The sequence below is a fragment of the Spiroplasma kunkelii CR2-3x genome, assembly GCF_001274875.1.
GTDB lineage: Bacteria > Bacillota_I > Bacilli_A > Mycoplasmatales > Mycoplasmataceae > Spiroplasma > Spiroplasma kunkelii.
Window position 1 is genome coordinate 562,962 of the sequence record NZ_CP010899.1, and the last position, 17,402, is coordinate 580,363.

Annotated in this window: 18 protein-coding genes and 1 pseudogene; 13 read left to right on the forward strand and 6 right to left on the reverse strand. The window is 25.9% G+C overall.

The features are described 5' to 3' along the window. Positions 1–41 precede the first annotated feature (41 nt). Entirely contained in the window at positions 42–209 is a 168-nt protein-coding gene (locus SKUN_RS10515) for a DUF2649 family protein (protein ID WP_327196285.1), read from the forward strand. Between the two features lie 396 nt (positions 210–605). Here the strand turns inward: SKUN_RS10515 and SKUN_RS03105 are convergent, their stop codons facing one another. Continuing rightward, a complete protein-coding gene (locus SKUN_RS03105) occupies positions 606–989 on the reverse strand; it encodes a hypothetical protein (RefSeq protein WP_053390809.1) in 384 nt (127 codons plus the stop codon). Positions 990–991: 2 nt separating this feature from the next. Between SKUN_RS03105 and SKUN_RS03110 the strand changes: the two genes are divergently transcribed. After that, the gene (locus tag SKUN_RS03110) at positions 992–1,339 is read left to right on the forward strand and encodes a hypothetical protein (protein WP_053390810.1); all 348 of its coding nucleotides are present in this window, start codon (positions 992–994) and stop codon (positions 1,337–1,339) included. A gap of 753 nt (positions 1,340–2,092) precedes the next feature. Here the strand turns inward: SKUN_RS03110 and SKUN_RS09165 are convergent. The 4 genes from SKUN_RS09165 to SKUN_RS03120 form a co-directional block, all read right to left on the reverse strand. Continuing rightward, positions 2,093–2,266: a hypothetical protein gene (locus tag SKUN_RS09165; RefSeq protein ID WP_158500751.1), complete on the reverse strand. Its 174-nt coding sequence runs from the start codon at positions 2,264–2,266 to the stop codon at positions 2,093–2,095. 1 nt (position 2,267) lies between these two features. Next, complete coding sequence (locus SKUN_RS03115) at positions 2,268–2,456, reverse strand: hypothetical protein (protein WP_053390811.1); 189 nt, start codon at positions 2,454–2,456, stop codon at positions 2,268–2,270. 308 nt (positions 2,457–2,764) lie between these two features. Continuing rightward, complete coding sequence (locus SKUN_RS08785) at positions 2,765–2,980, reverse strand: hypothetical protein (RefSeq protein ID WP_144416751.1); 216 nt, start codon at positions 2,978–2,980, stop codon at positions 2,765–2,767. A 674-nt stretch (positions 2,981–3,654) separates the two neighbouring features. Beyond that, positions 3,655–4,398 carry a rolling circle replication-associated protein gene (locus SKUN_RS03120; RefSeq protein WP_235511334.1) on the reverse strand — a complete coding sequence of 248 codons (744 nt, stop codon included), beginning with the start codon at positions 4,396–4,398 and terminating at the stop codon, positions 3,655–3,657. A 206-nt stretch (positions 4,399–4,604) separates the two neighbouring features. Between SKUN_RS03120 and SKUN_RS08790 the strand changes: the two are divergent. Together SKUN_RS08790 and SKUN_RS03125 are read left to right on the forward strand one after the other, a co-directional pair. After that, positions 4,605–4,784, forward strand: a pseudogene (locus SKUN_RS08790) (IS30 family transposase); the annotation flags it as partial. A gap of 206 nt (positions 4,785–4,990) precedes the next feature. After that, positions 4,991–6,211, forward strand: a complete 1,221-nt coding sequence (locus SKUN_RS03125) for a Pr6Pr family membrane protein (RefSeq protein WP_053390812.1) — start codon at positions 4,991–4,993, stop codon at positions 6,209–6,211. A 14-nt stretch (positions 6,212–6,225) separates the two neighbouring features. Here SKUN_RS03125 and rnhC read toward each other — a convergent pair whose 3' ends face one another. Continuing rightward, on the reverse strand, positions 6,226–7,125 hold the full coding sequence (gene rnhC / locus SKUN_RS03130; protein ID WP_053390813.1) for a ribonuclease HIII: 900 nt from the start codon (positions 7,123–7,125) through the stop codon (positions 6,226–6,228). A gap of 100 nt (positions 7,126–7,225) precedes the next feature. Between rnhC and SKUN_RS03135 the strand changes: the two genes are divergently transcribed. The 9 genes from SKUN_RS03135 to thrS all read left to right on the forward strand — a co-directional run bounded on the left by SKUN_RS03135 (position 7,226) and on the right by thrS (position 17,378). Further along, entirely contained in the window at positions 7,226–7,567 is a 342-nt protein-coding gene (locus SKUN_RS03135; protein ID WP_053390814.1) for a holo-ACP synthase, read from the forward strand. Between the two features lie 78 nt (positions 7,568–7,645). Continuing rightward, positions 7,646–8,572 carry a hypothetical protein gene (locus SKUN_RS03140; RefSeq protein WP_053390815.1) on the forward strand — a complete coding sequence of 309 codons (927 nt, stop codon included), beginning with the start codon at positions 7,646–7,648 and terminating at the stop codon, positions 8,570–8,572. Positions 8,573–8,902: 330 nt separating this feature from the next. Then, positions 8,903–10,000: a 30S ribosomal protein S2 gene (rpsB, locus tag SKUN_RS03145; RefSeq protein WP_053390816.1), complete on the forward strand. Its 1,098-nt coding sequence runs from the start codon at positions 8,903–8,905 to the stop codon at positions 9,998–10,000. A 70-nt stretch (positions 10,001–10,070) separates the two neighbouring features. Next, positions 10,071–10,961 (forward strand): translation elongation factor Ts, encoded by an 891-nt coding sequence (gene tsf, locus SKUN_RS03150; RefSeq protein ID WP_053390817.1) that lies wholly within the window; start codon positions 10,071–10,073, stop codon positions 10,959–10,961. 31 nt (positions 10,962–10,992) lie between these two features. Further along, the gene (locus tag SKUN_RS03155; RefSeq protein WP_053390818.1) at positions 10,993–11,628 is read left to right on the forward strand and encodes a hypothetical protein; all 636 of its coding nucleotides are present in this window, start codon (positions 10,993–10,995) and stop codon (positions 11,626–11,628) included. Between the two features lie 210 nt (positions 11,629–11,838). Beyond that, positions 11,839–12,561, forward strand: coding sequence for a spiralin lipoprotein (locus SKUN_RS03160; protein ID WP_053390819.1), 723 nt, complete (start codon positions 11,839–11,841; stop codon positions 12,559–12,561). Between the two features lie 165 nt (positions 12,562–12,726). Beyond that, complete coding sequence (gene pfkA / locus SKUN_RS03165; RefSeq protein ID WP_053390820.1) at positions 12,727–13,710, forward strand: 6-phosphofructokinase; 984 nt, start codon at positions 12,727–12,729, stop codon at positions 13,708–13,710. A 53-nt stretch (positions 13,711–13,763) separates the two neighbouring features. Further along, entirely contained in the window at positions 13,764–15,200 is a 1,437-nt protein-coding gene (gene pyk / locus SKUN_RS03170) for a pyruvate kinase (RefSeq protein ID WP_053390821.1), read from the forward strand. 255 nt (positions 15,201–15,455) lie between these two features. Next, positions 15,456–17,378: a threonine--tRNA ligase gene (thrS, locus tag SKUN_RS03175; RefSeq protein ID WP_053390822.1), complete on the forward strand. Its 1,923-nt coding sequence runs from the start codon at positions 15,456–15,458 to the stop codon at positions 17,376–17,378. Positions 17,379–17,402 lie beyond the last annotated feature (24 nt).

Here is a 17,402-nt window from a genome sequence, read left to right on the forward strand (position 1 = left end):
TAAATATGCAAAATGATTGAATTAAATTAAAATAGTTTTTTATTCATATATTTTTGTTTATAGATAAAACGAATATTGAAAGTATTACAATGTGAAATTTAACACAAAATGAATATTTAACTTTAATGGTTGGTATTTGAATTGTTATTTTGTTCTTAACTTGGTTTTTCTTGTGAATGGTTTTTAAGATAGTTGGGTATTTTAAATAATGAAAAAGTTTATATTTTTCTTTAAAAACTATTGTTATATTAGTGGTTCAATGTGTACCCCGCAAACAACACACGGGGAGGACATAAAGTCCCTCGTCCGTGGTGTTTGCCTATCTGTTTGTCTCTGCTTGTGTCTGTCTTTGTTTTGCTTGTATTTATTATAAATATCGCATAACACCATTAAACATCGCTAATGAGATAATAGCCCAAGGAATAATTTAAAAGTTATATCAAAGGCAAATAAATTACTAATATTTTCTCAAAGAAAATTAACATTATGGATAGTATTTCCCAAAGCGTTAATATATTTACCAACCTATTTAATACCAGGGAAATTATTAAACGCTTAAATAAGAGCATTAATAATATGTTTATCCATTCTATATCACGGAGCATCTAAATAAGGTAATTGTAATATTTTTCTTTTTCTAAGTCTTCTAAACTATCAAAATTAACATAATCTCAATAAGTCAATGATTTATCTTTAACTCTATCATTTTTAATATCCCTAATAAATTGCAAATATTTTGTATCATAATTCATTACATCTAATAAAGATAGTGTAATTTTAAAATTACGCATTCCAATAGCACTAGCATTTTTTAATTTTACTTTTTTACCATTAGTAGAACGCTTAACACTTTCATATTTTCAAATATCATAATTATCTTTATCTTTAAAAATACCAATATTAAATTTAAACTTAGGAAAAAATCAAATAAAATATTTTAATATACCTTTAAATTGTAATGATGGTGTTTTACAACTTAAAGGCAACATTAATGAGGTTGCTAACTCTGTATATTATAGCATTAGGAACATTTGATATGTTTGATAATAATAATTTAAAAAATCCGATACTTTATAGTGAAAGTAATTTAGTTGTTTTAGATGAAATGGCTTTATATATTTATGCTAATAAGATTAAAGATGGTGCTATGAAAAAATATAGTGGTGTTATTACCAGTTTATTTTTATGCGACAATATGATATTAATGTTGTATTTATTGTGCAAAGAGAAAAAAATCATTGAGTATATCATTGTTAAAAACTGGATAATTATAATATTTAGTTTCATATTTTGAATATTATATACTAAATATATAAACAAAAACTATAAAAATAATTAAATATAATTAAGAAATTTAAAACAATCATAATTAATGTAAAAAATCAATTCATTAAATATCAATTTATAATTCATTTTCTAATATTTAGCACCTTAAAAACACCACCTTATATATTTTAAAAATCATATAAATAACAAAACATATAGTAAAAAATATAAATAATCATATAACTACCATACAGACATAATATTCAACTGTTTTATCAATCAAACCTAATTTATTAGCAGAAATAAAAAAAAAAAAAAACAAACCGATATAAACCTTTATAAACTTTATCTAAAAATTGATTTCAAGTCATTAACAAAACCCCCTAAATATAAATCTAAATATTGAAAATATAACAACAATAATAAAAGTTAAAAACAAAGTAAAACAAATATAAGCCAAAGCCGGTGGCATATCTACACCAAATATAATTTCTGTAATATTAAATTTACTTTTTAACTTTTTAGAGGTTTAAAATCATTAATATTAATATACGTGAATTAATTTTCTGATTGTTTCAATTCCAAGAACCAAAAACATCAAAACAATAGGAATAATTAAAATTGCATTATCACCTAAAAATTCTAAAAATCAAGTTGTAAATTATTTCGCTCAATCTGTAATAACACCAACTCAGGCTTCAATCGCTTTAATAATTTTGTCTGTCTCGCTATCCATTGTCATTAAATTCATATAGTAATTCCTTTTTAATAAAAATAATATTTTTAAACCTCTAAAAAGTTAAAAAGTAATATAAAATATTACTAATTAAATTTTATTAATAACTTTTTGTTGTCTTATTTGTTCTTTAAGGGATTTAATAATTCCACGATTATTTTTAATTTCTCTACGATGTTTAAATGCTACAATAATATCAGCAATATAAAATTCTAAGGCCAAAAATAATGTCATAAAAACCATAATATATAAAAATGTAATCATATTATTTAACCTCCTTTTGCTTTCTTTTTTCCAATTCAACTTTTAATTTTCTAATTTTTTTGCTTTGTCTTAAAATTATTGTTGTTTCTTTTTCTTTAATAATTTTTATAATTCCAGCAATAAAAAAAGCACAAATTGGTACACTAATAAATATTAAAATACCCGCTGATACATATTCTAAATTAATCACTTTAACTTTCTATTTTTAAAAATTTATCTTTTAATTTTTCATTTAAAATTAAAAACTCTTTTTCTGTCATAAATAATTTGTTTATTAATTAATTGTTTTAATTCTTTTTTAAAATAAACAAAGGTATTTTAGTATATAAACATTGATGTATAACATTAACTAAATACTCTAATCTCTGTTTATATAACTTAGTTTGCTTTTTCATTAAAAAAATCCAAGATAAACAAAAAAACAATATAAACCAAATAACTAACAATAAACAAGAAACTATAAAAATAATTCAGCCTCAATTAATATTTAATTTATTTTTATTCTTTGCCATTATCTAACCTAGAATAATATTTATTAATTAAAACAATATTTTTATTAACACAATTTCAACAATAACGAGATCCATTTTCTCAAACAATATCATTAATACAAACTATACATAACTGTTGTTTCATATTAATTATTGCTTTCTGATATTGCTGAATTACTAGAATATTTATTAATCAAATCTTGCTCGTTATAATTTTCTTCATAAGGAACAACAGTATCAATTTTTCCATCTCATCTAATAGAAACATAAAATAAATTTCCATCAATTAAAAACGGTTTTAATTTTAAACAAATTTCATCATCTGCTTTAAATCATTTAGATTTTGATAAATCTTTTGTACCTTTAACAGTACCATTTTGTAATTTAATAATTGGTATAAATGTATAACCATTTCATAATTCTGTTGTACCAGTTTTATCATTTTTAATAGGACTATTTTCTTTAATCTATATTAATTGCGTTAGATATCCGTGTTTATTTTTCATACAGACATCTCCTTTCTTTTAAAAAACTATATAGTTTCTTAAAATATTTCAGGCTTGAAACTTAAATATAAAAAATGATTAATTAAAATTAATAATACAAAATTAGTTTTTTTTATTTGAATAAATTTATAAATAAACATAAAAAAAAAATTTAATTATATATAAGTTCCGTATCAGGAAACCTTTTAAGATTTGAAACTCAAACATAATCAAATTTTTAAGTTAATTTAATAATACAATAAAATATTAAATTGTCAAATTTTCAACACAAAAAATAAATATATTGAAAAATATACATTTCCAGCTTGTTTTTTTGTTTTAATTAATTTGTGGTAATTGTTGGGTAAGGCAATTACCATTTTTTTAATGATTTTTTACTCATTTTTTTATTTTAACACCTTAAATTGGTATTTTTATTAACAGTAAAATTAGTATTTTTAACTAAATTTCTAAATATTTTTCTATCAGTAGAAACATATTTTTTATATTCTCTAAACTTCTCTAAACCATAATAACTATTACAACTAAAACCAATTTTATAACCATTTTTATTACCAAAAGCAAAATAATTCAAGTTATTTTTAACTGAATAAATTAAATCTTGTTCTGATAATTCAATAACACCAACTTTTGCTTTGAAGTTCTTACAATTTTTACTAAATTGATATGCTTTAATGTTAAAATAATAATGATTTTGTGACTTATCATTATTAGCAGTTTTTACAATATATTTAGCAAGATATTTAACAACATCTTCATTCGAACCTGCACGAACTTTAATATTTTTATTAAAACAGTGTTTTCAATATTGTTGAACTACACTATTAGGTATTTTTTGGTTTAATATTATATGAAAGTGAACTGCTCCGCGATTTTTATACTCATAAGTATACATATATTTTAAAATTTCTTTATGATTTTTAGAACGAATAGGATTGTTTCATCAACGATTAATATTATTAAAAAATAACTTTAAGTCTTTTTTACATTTTTTTACATTAGTTTTATTAATTGCATAAGTTAAAGTAAGAAAACTTAAATTTTTATAATTCCAAAAATTTTCATATGTTTTACGAATACAATTTCTTTGCGAGCGAATACGACTATTCCACAATTTTTTATCATTTTTTTCCATTATTTTTAATTCTCGTTTTATTACGAGGGTTATTATTAATTAATTCTAACGGTAAGACAATATTTTTAACATAATTACCATAGAATACTTTTTTAAATAATATTTTTTTTAACATAATTTAAAGCATTCATAATTACATTATGACCTTTATTTGTTAAATTATCTTGAATAAAAATATTATTCATTTTTTTGGTAAACCACAATAAAAACTTTTAATTGAATATATGAATAGTGAATTAAGAAAATGATTTTTTAAGGGAACTGATTTTAGTAATGTTACTCAGAAACGATTAGATTGGGTAGTTAATGATGTAATTAATGAAAAACTCCGACCGTGTTTAAATTGAATAAGTGCAAAAGAAGTATTTTTACAGAATATTAAATAAATTTATTAATAAAAAAACTTAATAAATTATTTTTAGTGTGTAAATATATTTAAAATATAAATAAAAATTAAAAATATTTTTGATTTTTTTAAATTTATGGTTGATTTTTTAAAATTTTATTATATTATTTAATTAATAAAAATTTGTTGCACTTCATTTTACATAATTCAAATTATCAAATTATTAGAGAAAGAAAGGTTTTTAAGATGAAGCATTTTTTTACAGATCGGAAATTATTAATTTATCGTATTATTGGTATTATATTAATTTTTGCTTTTTTAGTTTGTGATTTTATTTTAGCGTTAAAAACAAAAAGTGGCATTTATGAGCAGTTACCAAGTTATTGAGATCGTTTAAGCCATTATTATTCATATTTTACAACACAAACAAATTATCTAGTTTTTGTTTATTTTATTTTTTATTTATTTCAAAAAAAATTTAAAAATACAAAACCAGATTTTATTATTCGCTTAATGGTAACAGTTTATATTACAATGACAATGCTAGTATTTTGATTAGGATTAGCAGTCCAAGGTGATATAGTAACAAATATGAGTGTTTATGAATGAATTTCAACATTTATTTTGCATACCATTATTCCGATTGCAATGATTTTAAGTTATATTGTTACCGCTGGTGATACATTTTACAAATTTGAAATCCATCATAAAACTAATTATTGATTAATTTGTTTATATCCTACCCTATATTTAATTTATATTTTAATTCGTGGTTATATTCGACATAGTGACCGCCAACCAGACAATACTCTATTTCCTTATTTTTTCTTAAATTTTTATGCAACAAATGGTTTTGCCTTATTAGCTGTTGGCTCAGTGTTAATTTTTACCTTATGTACTTCATTTCAATATTTTTATATCTGAATTAATAACTTATTTTATTTTCGTAAGCAAATTAAAAAAAATAATATTACCAAAGTTGATCAAATTAAAATTATGATAAATATTAAACAATATCGCCAATTAGATCAAAAAGGTAAAATTGCTATGATTCTAGCGATTGTAGTTGCTATTTTTAATATTATTTTTTCCGTTTTATATTATGTTTATCGTGATATGTGGTCAAAAATCTTAAATTATCCTTATAAAAAAGAACTTATTTTAGCTTTTAGTATTATTATTAGCATTTTTAGTATTATTACCTTAGTTTTTTCCATCTTAGGATTAAAAAATCTTTATTGAGCTCGAATTGTGGTTGGCTTTTGTTCAATTGCTTTAGTATGTTTTAATTGAATTTGAATTCTTGGCCCTGTGTTTGATATTGTAATTGCAACATTATGTTTAAATAATCATAAATATTCGAAAGTAGATTTGGATTCTTATTTAGTAACACATCAGCAACCATTAAAATATAAAGCAAAAATAATTCCTAATGAAATAATTGCTTTTGATGAAGATAAAAAATAATCCTTCTAGAAGGATTATTTTTTTATTAAATTAAAATGTTCTTTTAAAAATTGAGTGTAAGTAATTGCTGGAAGCAGTTTTTTATATTTACGTGCTAGCGCTTTAACATCTTCACTAGCCCCTAAGGGAAACGATAAATGATATTTTGTTGCAAGTTCATTAATTTTAATTAGAAAGGCGGCACGACTTAAAATCGCGCTACAAGCAATGGCTAATGATTTTTCTTCTCCTTTAGTAATAAAAACAAGGTTATCTTTTATAATTGTACTTGTTTTACTTTTTTGTAAATATTCAAAATATTTTGTTTGGTTAACAAATTGGTCAATAAAAATTGTTTTATTATTCAACTTATGTTTTGCCAATAATTGGACTAAAGCTTGATTATGCGCTAAGGTTTTAATAATATGAGCGTTTTGATATTTAGCATATCATTTGTTATAAAGTTCATTATTAATAATAATAGTAACACTTTTGACCATTTTTTTAATTATTGGGGCTAAACTTAAAATATGCTGTTTTGTCATCTTTTTACTATCCTTAATTGGTAACTTTGCTAATTCATTAAAAGTTGCAAGCGGAAGATAAGAAGCAGTAACAACTAGAGGGCCAAAAATATCGCCAACACCAACTTCATCGTTACCAATCACATCTTTTTGAAAATATGTCATTGAAATAGAAACATTTTTATTTGGTAAAGTACTCATTAAGGTTGGAAAAAAACGTTTTGCTTCTTTTTCAGCTTGATAGCCTTGAAACAAAACACTATTTGTTTTATAAATTGTAATAATAATCCCATTTTTATTAAAAACATTAGTTTTATTGGAATCTGTATTATGAATTGCATAATTTTGATAAGTAGTAATAATTGCTTTAATAATTGTGGAATCAACTTTCTTAAAACTGATATTATTCATATGATGGCCCTCATTATTTTCTTTTATAAAATTATTATATCGTTTTTCAACCTTTTTTGTTAAAATATTAGTAAGTTGTTATCAAACGGAGGAAAAAATTATGATTAAAAATGTTGGTATTGATATTATTCAAAATAAACGAATTAAATTATCGACAGCATTCATTCAAAAGGTATTAAGTCCAGCTGAAATAAAACAATATGCAACTTTTTTTGATAAAAATGCTCAACGACAATTTTTAGCAGGACGATGAGCGGCAAAAGAAGCTTTAGTTAAAGCATTAGAAAGTAAGTTAATTTTAAACCAAGTAACAATTTGTTTAAAAGATGATAATAACCTTCATGCTGAAGGGCTTTCATTAGAACAAAATGAACTTGTTCATGTTTCAATTAGTCATGAACGAGAGTATAGCGTTGGCTTTGCCATTTTTTCAACTTTTTAATAATTGTTTTTCTTTTTTTCTGCAAAAGTAGAGTATAATGATAGTGGAGAAATTTACAAAAAGGGGGAGAAAACATTAATGAATTATTCAATTGATTATATTTTATTTAAAGACTTTTGTAGCAAACTTTTTATTCGTCAATGAATTCTTGAAAATAGATATGTCAGTGATGGTGTCTTTAAGTTTTTTTTATGAATGTTTATTTTTGCTGTATTTTTTTTATTTACAATTCTTTCATCATGAACTTTTTTACATTATAAAAGTAAAAAAAATAGTGCTTCACGTAGTTTACTAAATTGTGTTTCAATTATTGGAGGAATTAGTACCTTTTTCTTTAGTAAATTAATTTGAAATTTAGTGTTAGTACCAGATTATTCAATTGATCCAATTTATTATCGAATATTATTAACAGGATATTCATATGTACAATTAACGATTACCTTAGCTATGATTTTCAATAGTCGGCGTTTAGTTTCACTTTTGTTATATATTGTTTATGCTTCACCATTTGTTATTATTGGACCAGTTATTCTTAATAATTTTAATGATGTAAATCTTCGTTATGATAAAGAATTATTTATTATTTTAACTATTTTAGTAATAACGATTTTTATTGCTAGTTTACAATTATGTGGTCTTTTAACCCGTCAAGATGAAAAAAGCAATGTTATTCGTTTTGCTGTTATTTTAATTCTTTTCAATATTATTAATAATTACTTTAAAATTATCAATTCCAAAATATTGGAAGAAAATATTAAATTGCGTCAATTATTCCAACAAATTTATTCTATTACAACATTAATTGTCGATTTATTTGCCTTATTTATTTTGGTATTATATTTGCAGCAAATGTTAACTCGCTCAAGAGATGAGATTCATCAAATTGAAAATTTAGATTTAATTAAAATTTTAACATTGCAACAACTTAATCCGAATTTACCATTAATTAATTTTTCAAAGGAAGAAATTAATCCGAACCATTGGACATTAAAAATGTTGAATTAAAAATATTTGTTTTTGATTTACTTATTTTTAATTTATTAAAAATTATGAAACCTTGAAAAACAAACAATTTTTAATTAAAACACAATAATATAAAAATGAACAGAATTCAAATGAACAGCCAAAAATGTTATTTATCTTTGATAAATAACATTTTTATTTGTTTGTTTAAAACAAAATATGTTATAATTTTATTGCTTGTATTCAATAAAATTAATGATATACAATACACATTTATGGATTCATTTGCCCAGTGCTATTTGTTTTAATAAGATAGTGGTAAATGTTAGAAATAAATGGATGTTTTAACGAAAAGGAGAATTAAAAAGAAATATGGCAAAAGAATTAACAAGAGAAATGTTATGAGAAGCTGGTGCTCAATTTGGGCATCAAACAAAACGATGAAATCCAAAAATGAAACCACATATTTATGGTGAAAAGAATAAGATTCACATTATTGATCTACAACAAACATTATGAAGATTAGAAGATATTAAAAAATTAATGGCAAGTATTGCTGCACGTAAGGGAAAAATCTTATTTGTTGGAACAAAAAAACAAGCCAAGTGGATTGTTAAGGATGCAGCGGAACGTTGTGAATGTTTTTATGTTAATCAACGTTGATTAGGTGGAACATTAACAAACTTAAAAACAATTCATTTACGTGTTAAAAGATTATGAAATATTGAACGACAAGAAAAAAATGGGGAATTAAAATTATTACCAAAAAAAGAACAAATGTTAATTAAAAAAGAAAAAGATAAATTAGAAAAATTCTTAGGTGGAATTAAAGGAATGAAAGAATTACCACAAGCATTATTTGTGGTTGATCCAAAAGAGGAACATATTGCAGTTCGGGAAGCACGCAAATTACGAATTTCAGTGATTGCTATTTGCGATACAAATGTTGACCCTGACCCAATTGACTATATTATTCCAGCAAATGATGATACTTCACGCTCAATTGCAATTATTACTCATCATATTGTTGATTTATATGGTGATGCAATGGGAATTAAAATGCCAGAACCTCAATTTAAACCAAGTGAATTTACACGCCGTAATGGTTATGACAATCGTAATTTACGTGGTGAGCAATATGATAATCGAAGAATGAGTGGAAGAAATGAACGTGAAAAAAAAACATATTCGGCACATAAAGTACAACCTTCAAGACAAAAAGATGCACCTTCTGTAGAAGAAATTGTTGTAGTTAAAGAAGAACCAGTTTCAATTCCACCACCAAGTTTTAATTTCGATACAATTAATGTAGTCGATAATGATTTAGAAAAAACATTATTAAAATTAAAAGTTGATGAATTAGAAATTCTTAGTGAAGGATTTGCCTTACCAAAAGAAAAAAAAGCTGAAATGGTTAGTAAATTAAGTAAACATTTAACAATTGTTGATAATAAAATAGTAAAAAAATAACATAAAAATTAAATTGTATTAAATGGTTAGTTTCAATACAAGCACCCTTAAATTTGAAAGGAGAATTAGAATGGCAGTTACTGTACAATTAGTAAAAGAATTAAGATATAGAACAGGAGCCGGAATGCTAGATTGTAAAAAAGCATTAGAAGCTACTGATGGAAAGATTGAAGAAGCAATTACATGGTTGCGTGAAAAAGGAATTACCAAAGCGGCCAAAAAATCTGATCGAGTTGCTTCTGAAGGATTAGTTGGTTTAGTAACTAAAGGTGATAAAACAGTTATTTTCGAAGTTAATTCAGAAACCGATTTTGTTGCAAAAAATAAGCAATTTTTAGATTTAATGGCAACCGTAGGAGAAACTTTAATTAATAATGAACCGAAAACTGTGGAAGATGCATTAAAAATATCAGTTAATGGTGAATCATTAGAAACTGTTATTGTTCATGCTATTGCAACAATTGGTGAAAAGATTACATTACGTCGTTTTAAAATAATTCATTTAAAAGCAGATCAATCAATGGGATTTTATTTACATTCTAATAATCGCATTGCAACTGTTTTAACTTTTAGTGGTAAAATTGATGAAACAATTGGAAAACAATTAGCAATGCATGTTTCAGCAATGCGCCCACAATTTATTTCAGGTGATGATATTTCAACGGATTTTTTAAATAGTGAAAAAGCAATTTTAACGGCTGAAGCAAAAAATGATCCCAAAAATGCTGAAAAACCAGATAATATTTTAGAAAAAATGGTTGAAGGGCGTTTAAATAAACAATTAGCAGAAATATCATTTTTAAATCAAGTTTTTGTTGTTAATCCTGATCAAAAAATTAGTGATGTTATAAAAGCAAATAATGTTCATGTTGTTGATATGATTCGTTATGAAGTTGGCGAAGGAATTGAAAAAGAAAAAATTGATTTTGCTTCAGAAGTAATGACACAAGTTCGCAAATAAGAATCATTGTGATAGAAAGGAAAGCCTAAAAATGGAAAATACTAAAAAAGGAACAATAATTGCAATCTCGATGGCAGCATTTTTATTTGTTGCAGTTAGTTTATCAATTATTGGTTATTTAATTAGTTTTACAAAACGAGAATTTAAAGCACGTTTTATTAATAAAAAAATTTTAATTATTTTATTTACAGTGTTAGGAATTAATTTACCAGTTGTTATTCTAGGGATTTTATTACAGTTTGTTATTGATTTTTCAACAACTGCACCATTAATTATTATGATTGTGTTAGCTTTTGGCTTGACAGTTGGGGTAGGAGTTTATATTTTCTTATTTTTACAACTAATTGCTGTTGGAATTGATGAAAAGGAAATTGTTTTTTTAGGGGAGAGAATTTTAATTCGAAAAATTACTCGTGTTGAACGCAATGATAAAACAAATCAATTAGTAATTTATTATACCGAAGGAACCCGTAGTAAAAAGAAATGTTGTTTTTGATTAGCAAGTCAAACAGGGCAATTTATGATTAATAATGTTAATTTATTAAATCAAGAAATTATGCCATTTATTCTAGAACAGACCAAACCAGAATTAAAAGTTAGTGAACAACAATTAAGCGAAGAACCGGTTTCTGAATCAAAAGAAGCTAAAAATACAGAAAAAGATTAAAAAATTTATTTGAAAAATCTTTTTTTTTATAAATATTTATTGTATAATTACTTCTATAAGGGAAAGAAAAAGAAAGATATAAATTGTATAAAGTAGCGTTAGAAGCAATTAATTATTATTAATGTTATTTTTCTCTTATATATTAAATTTAATTTTAATTACATTTACTTTTATAAAAACACTACTTAATAGAGAAAGGGAATATAAGAAATGAGAAGACTTTTATCGATTTTAGCAGTTTCTGGTGTATCAGTTGTAGGAACAACATCAGTAATCGCATGTAACAAAACTGAAAGTAACAACTTATCAAGAGTTAAAACAATTGAAGCACCTGAAACTGTAGCGGCAAAAGATGTAACAAAAGTTACAAAAGAAGAAATTAAAAAAGAATTAGATCCTAATGTTTTAAAAGCAGTACAAGATGTTGTAAAAAAAGCAGAATCAACTGACTTTGTATATGAAATTTATGAAGACAACAAAGGTAAAGCATTAGATAATGTTAATTTAGAAGCAAGTAAAGTTGATATATATGTTCAAATTACTCCAGCAAAAGATAAAACCGTTGTTATTGGTAAATCAGGATATATTAAAGTAACTTTACCAAAAAATAGTGAAGTAAAAAAAACAGATATTTCAGTTGTAACAGTGCCTGAACAAACTGTAGAAATTAAAGTAGCCGATGTAACAAATGTTACAAAAACTGAATTAGAATTAGTTAATAAAGATGCAAATCTTGTACAAGCTGTTTTAAATGCTATAAAAGAAAAAGTAGCAGGTGTACAAGCAAGTGAATTTGCAATTACAAATAAGGGTGTAGAGGGAAACTATTCAGCCGCAACTACTGTTGAAGTAACAGTTAAAGCAAATGATAGTTCAACAAAAATTACTGGTGAATTTAAATTCAATGCAAAAGTAACAGCTACTATAAACTAATAGAAAAAATAATAAGAATTACTTTTTCTTATTTAGAACAAAATAAAAAAACACTTTGTAAGTGTTTTTTTATTCTTTTTAGTTAAAAAAATCTTTACAATCGTAGAATATCAACTAAAATTAATATAAACAAGATGAAAAAAATAAAAGAGAAGGAGAAAAAGCATGATTAAAAAAATTGGAATTTTAACATCTGGTGGTGATTCGCAAGGAATGAATGCGGCAATTGCAGGGGTTATTAAAACAGCACATTTTAAAGGATTAGAAACATATATTATTCGTGATGGTTATTTAGGATTAATTAATAATTGAATGGAAGTTGTTGATAATAATTTTGCGGATAATATTATGCGTTTAGGAGGGACTATTATTGGAAGTGCACGCTTACCGGAATTTAAAGACCCAAAGGTACGAGAAAAAGCTGTTACTAATTTAAAAAAACAAGGAATTGCAGCATTAGTAGTTATTGGTGGTGATGGCAGTTATCAAGGAGCGCAACGGTTAACAGAGATGGGAATTAATTGTATTGCTTTACCAGGAACAATTGATAATGATATCACTTCATCAGATTATACGATTGGTTTTGATACTGCCATTAATATTGTTGTTGAAGCAATTGATCGCTTGCGTGATACAATGCAATCACATAATCGTTGTTCAATTGTGGAAGTAATGGGTCATGCATGTGGTGATATTGCTTTATATGCTGGAATTGCTGGTGGAGCAGATATTATTTCAATTAACGAAGCTGCTTTATCTGAGACAGAAATTGCTGAGCGGGTTGCAACATTACATCAAGCACAAAAACGAAGTGTTATTATTGTTGTTAGTGAAATGATTTATCCCGATGTGCATAAATTAGCAAAATTAGTTGAAAGTAAAAGTGGTTATATTACCCGTGCAATAGTTTTAGGATATACTCAACGAGGTGGTAATCCAACGGCAATGGATCGTTATCGTGCTTTTCAAATGGCACAATTTGCTGTTGAACAAATTATTGCGGGAGAAGGTGGTTTAGCAATTGGTAATCACGGTGATCAAATTATTGCTCGTCCAATTGTGGAAGCATTAAGTATTCCACGACCATCACGGAAAGAAATTTTAACTAAATTTGATGAATTAAATCAGAATATTTATCAAAAATCATAATTTTAGGATAAAATAAGGTGGTAAAATATTTTTAGAAGGAGATTATCAAGAGAATGGATAACTTTAATATTAACGAGAAAATGAAAAGAACAAAAATTATTACAACAATTGGGCCAAGTACCCATTCAGCGGGAGCCCTTGAAGAACTGTTTAAAGCAGGAATGACCACAATTCGCTTAAACTTTTCACATGGAGATCATGCTGAACAAGGAGCACGAATTGTGTGAGCACGAGAAGTTAGTGCTAAAATTGGTAAACCAATTTCAGTATTATTAGATACTAAAGGTCCAGAAATTCGTGTTGGAATAATGAAAGATGGGAAGCAAGAAATTGTTGCTGGTGCAACAGTTACAATTTATTCATTACCAAAGGAATATCAAAGCCGTGAAGGAACTGGAACGGAAATTACTGTTTCATATGATATGTCACAGGACTTAAAAGTTGGTGACGTAGTATTAGTTGATGATGGGAAATTACAGTTAAATGTTACTGGTGTTAAGCCAGGAATTATTGAAACAAAAGCTTTCAACCATCATATTGTTAAAACAAATAAACGAATTAATTTACCTGGGGTCGACTTTACATTACCATTTTTAGCTGAAAAAGATATTAATGATATTAAATTTGGAGTTGAACAAGGAATTGATTATATTGCAGTATCATTTGTTAACACAGCTGGTAATATCAAAGAAATTCGAAAATTATTAAAAGAGTGTAAAGCTGAGCATGTTCAAATTATTGCTAAAATTGAATCACAAATTGGAATTAATAATATTGATGAAATTATTGCCACATCGGATGGAATTATGGTTGCGCGGGGAGATTTAGGTTTAGAAATTCCTTATTATGATGTTCCATATTGAGAAAAAATTATTATTCGTAAATGTCGTGAAGCAGGAAAAATTGTTATTGTTGCAACACAAATGTTAGAAACAATGACAGAAAATCCATCGCCAACACGAGCAGAAGTTACTGATGTTTATTTTGCAACAGAATTAGGATCTGATGCAACAATGTTATCAGGTGAATCAGCAAATGGTGATTATCCATTTATTACTGTTCATACGATGGCAATGATTAATAAACGAGCAGAGCATGAATTTTATTCAAAATTATATTATGAAAAGCAATTAGAAGATGCTATGAATTCAACAAGAGGACCACGCGCTGATATTGCTAAAAAATTAGCAAATAAATGTAAATATGGAAAATATGAATATGCTGTTGTTGTTTCAAACACCGGAGAATTATTAAAAACAATTTCAAAATTCCGCCCGAATGTAGTAATTTTAGGAGTTAGTCCACTTCCAAAATTGTATACTGCCTTTGGATCGTGGCATTCAATTTTTATGAATAAAGTTGATAATTATGAAGCTTTTAAAACAGATGAAAAAGCAATTTGTGAAGTTGCAAAAAAATGAGGAGCAAAAATTGGTTCAACAATTTTATTTGCGCGCAACGAAGAAATTAAAGAAATTACAATTAAATAATTAAACTAGTTACCCATGGTCTAATCTTCCTCTTTTCTCAGCAAGTTAAGGATGATGGAAACTTAATAAAAGAACGATTAGATTACTAGTAACAACGGTTAGTTTACGTTTAAGCACTTTTCGTTATTAAGTGTGAAAGATAAATTAGGTTAAATCTTAATTTAATTAGGATGGTACCGCGAAGAACTCGCTCCTAGTATTATTGTTTTAATAATATTGGAAGCGAGTTTTATTTTTAGGAAAGGAAGATTACAAATGATTAAAATTACATTACCAGATGGGCAAGTTCGTGAATTTAAAAGTCCACAAACAATTCATGCTATTGCCAGCAGTATTGCATCAAGTCTAGGGAAAGCTGCCTTTGGTGGGGTTTTTGCTGGTCAAATTCGTAGTTTAGACTATTTAGTAACAACTGATGGGCCATTAGAAATTATTACTGATAAATCACCGCTAGCCTTATCAATTTTGCATAATACAACAGCATTAATAGTAGCAAAAGCAATTACTAATTTACATCCAACCGCTAAAATTGCTAAAATTGTGGTACAAGATGATACCTTTTTAATTGACTTTGATGTTGAACCACATTTAAAAGAAACCGATCTTATTGTTTTAGAACAGGAAGTAACAAAATTAATTAATAATAATCTTGTTATTACACCTGTTTTAGGGACCCTGACCGATGCAAAAAAATGATATAGGGATGATAATAATCCTTATTTATTAACTTTTTGTCTAGAAACAGGGGCAGAACAAGCCGGATACTTACTTGGCAATGAATTATATTTGCCAAATACTTATCCAGTTACAACTTTAAAACATATTAAAGTATTAAAACTTTGAAGTTTAGCAGGAGTGTATTGACAAGATGATGCTAAAAATAAAATGTTGCAACGATTAACTGGAAGTTCACATTTTTCGCGTGAATTATTTGAACAAATATTATTAGCATATGAAGAGCGTAAACAACGCGATCATCGTAAAATTGGAAAGGATTTAGAAATCTTTACTTTTGATAAATTAGTTGGACCTGGTTTACCAATTTGGTTACCAAATGGAATGGCATTAAAAAAAGTACTACAAGAATATATCCGAGAAAAAGAATGAGAATATGATTTTATTGAGGTTGATACACCAGTTATTGGAACTAGTGAAATGTATAAAATTTCTGGTCATTGGGATCATTATCAAGAAAATATGTTTGCACCAATGGCACAAGATAATGAAATTAGTGTTTTACGGCCAATGGCATGCCCGCACCATATTGCTGTATATAATTATAAACAACGTAGTTATCGTGAATTACCATTACGGATTGCTGAGCATGCCATTTTACATCGTTATGAGACATCGGGAAGCTTAACAGGACTCGAGCGAGTGCGAATGATGCAATTAATTGATTCACACATCTTTTTACGTTATGATCAGTTAAAAGAAGAATTTAAACGTTGTTTTAAATTAATTAATGAAGTTTTAACAGATTTAAAAATTACTGTTGATTATTATTCATTGTCATTACGTGATCCAACAAATAAGGAAAAATATTATGATGATGATCAAATGTGAAATCATGCTGAACAAATTCTACAAAAAGCATTAGATGATTTAAAAATTCCATATGTGCCAATGATTGGCGAAGCAGCGTTTTATGGGCCAAAGTTAGACATTCAAATTAAGACAGCATTAAACCATGAAATTACTGTTTCAACTCTACAATTTGATTTTTTATTACCAAAAAAATTTAATTTAAGTTATATTGATGCAACAGGAGCAAAAGCAAGACCAGTAATGTTACATCGTGGTTTAATTGGAACTTATGAGCGTTTTATTGCAATTTTATTAGAACAAACAAAAGGGGTTTTACCATTTTGATTATCTCCAAAACAAATTGTCATAATCCCAGTTAATAATGAGCATCATTTGGAATATGTTAATGAATTACATCAGCAATTTAAAAAGTTAAAATTACGTACAATGATTGATGATCGTGATGAGCGTTTAAGTTATAAAATTCGAGAAGCACAAGTTGCTAAAATTCCATATCAAATTGTGATTGGTGACCAAGAACGGGATAAAAAAATAATTACTTATCGAATTTATGGACAAGAAGACCAAATTACTACTACTTTTGATAAGTTTATTATTTTAATTAATGAACAAATTGTTAATAAAGTTTAAAAAAATATTTTTTTTCAGGAAAAT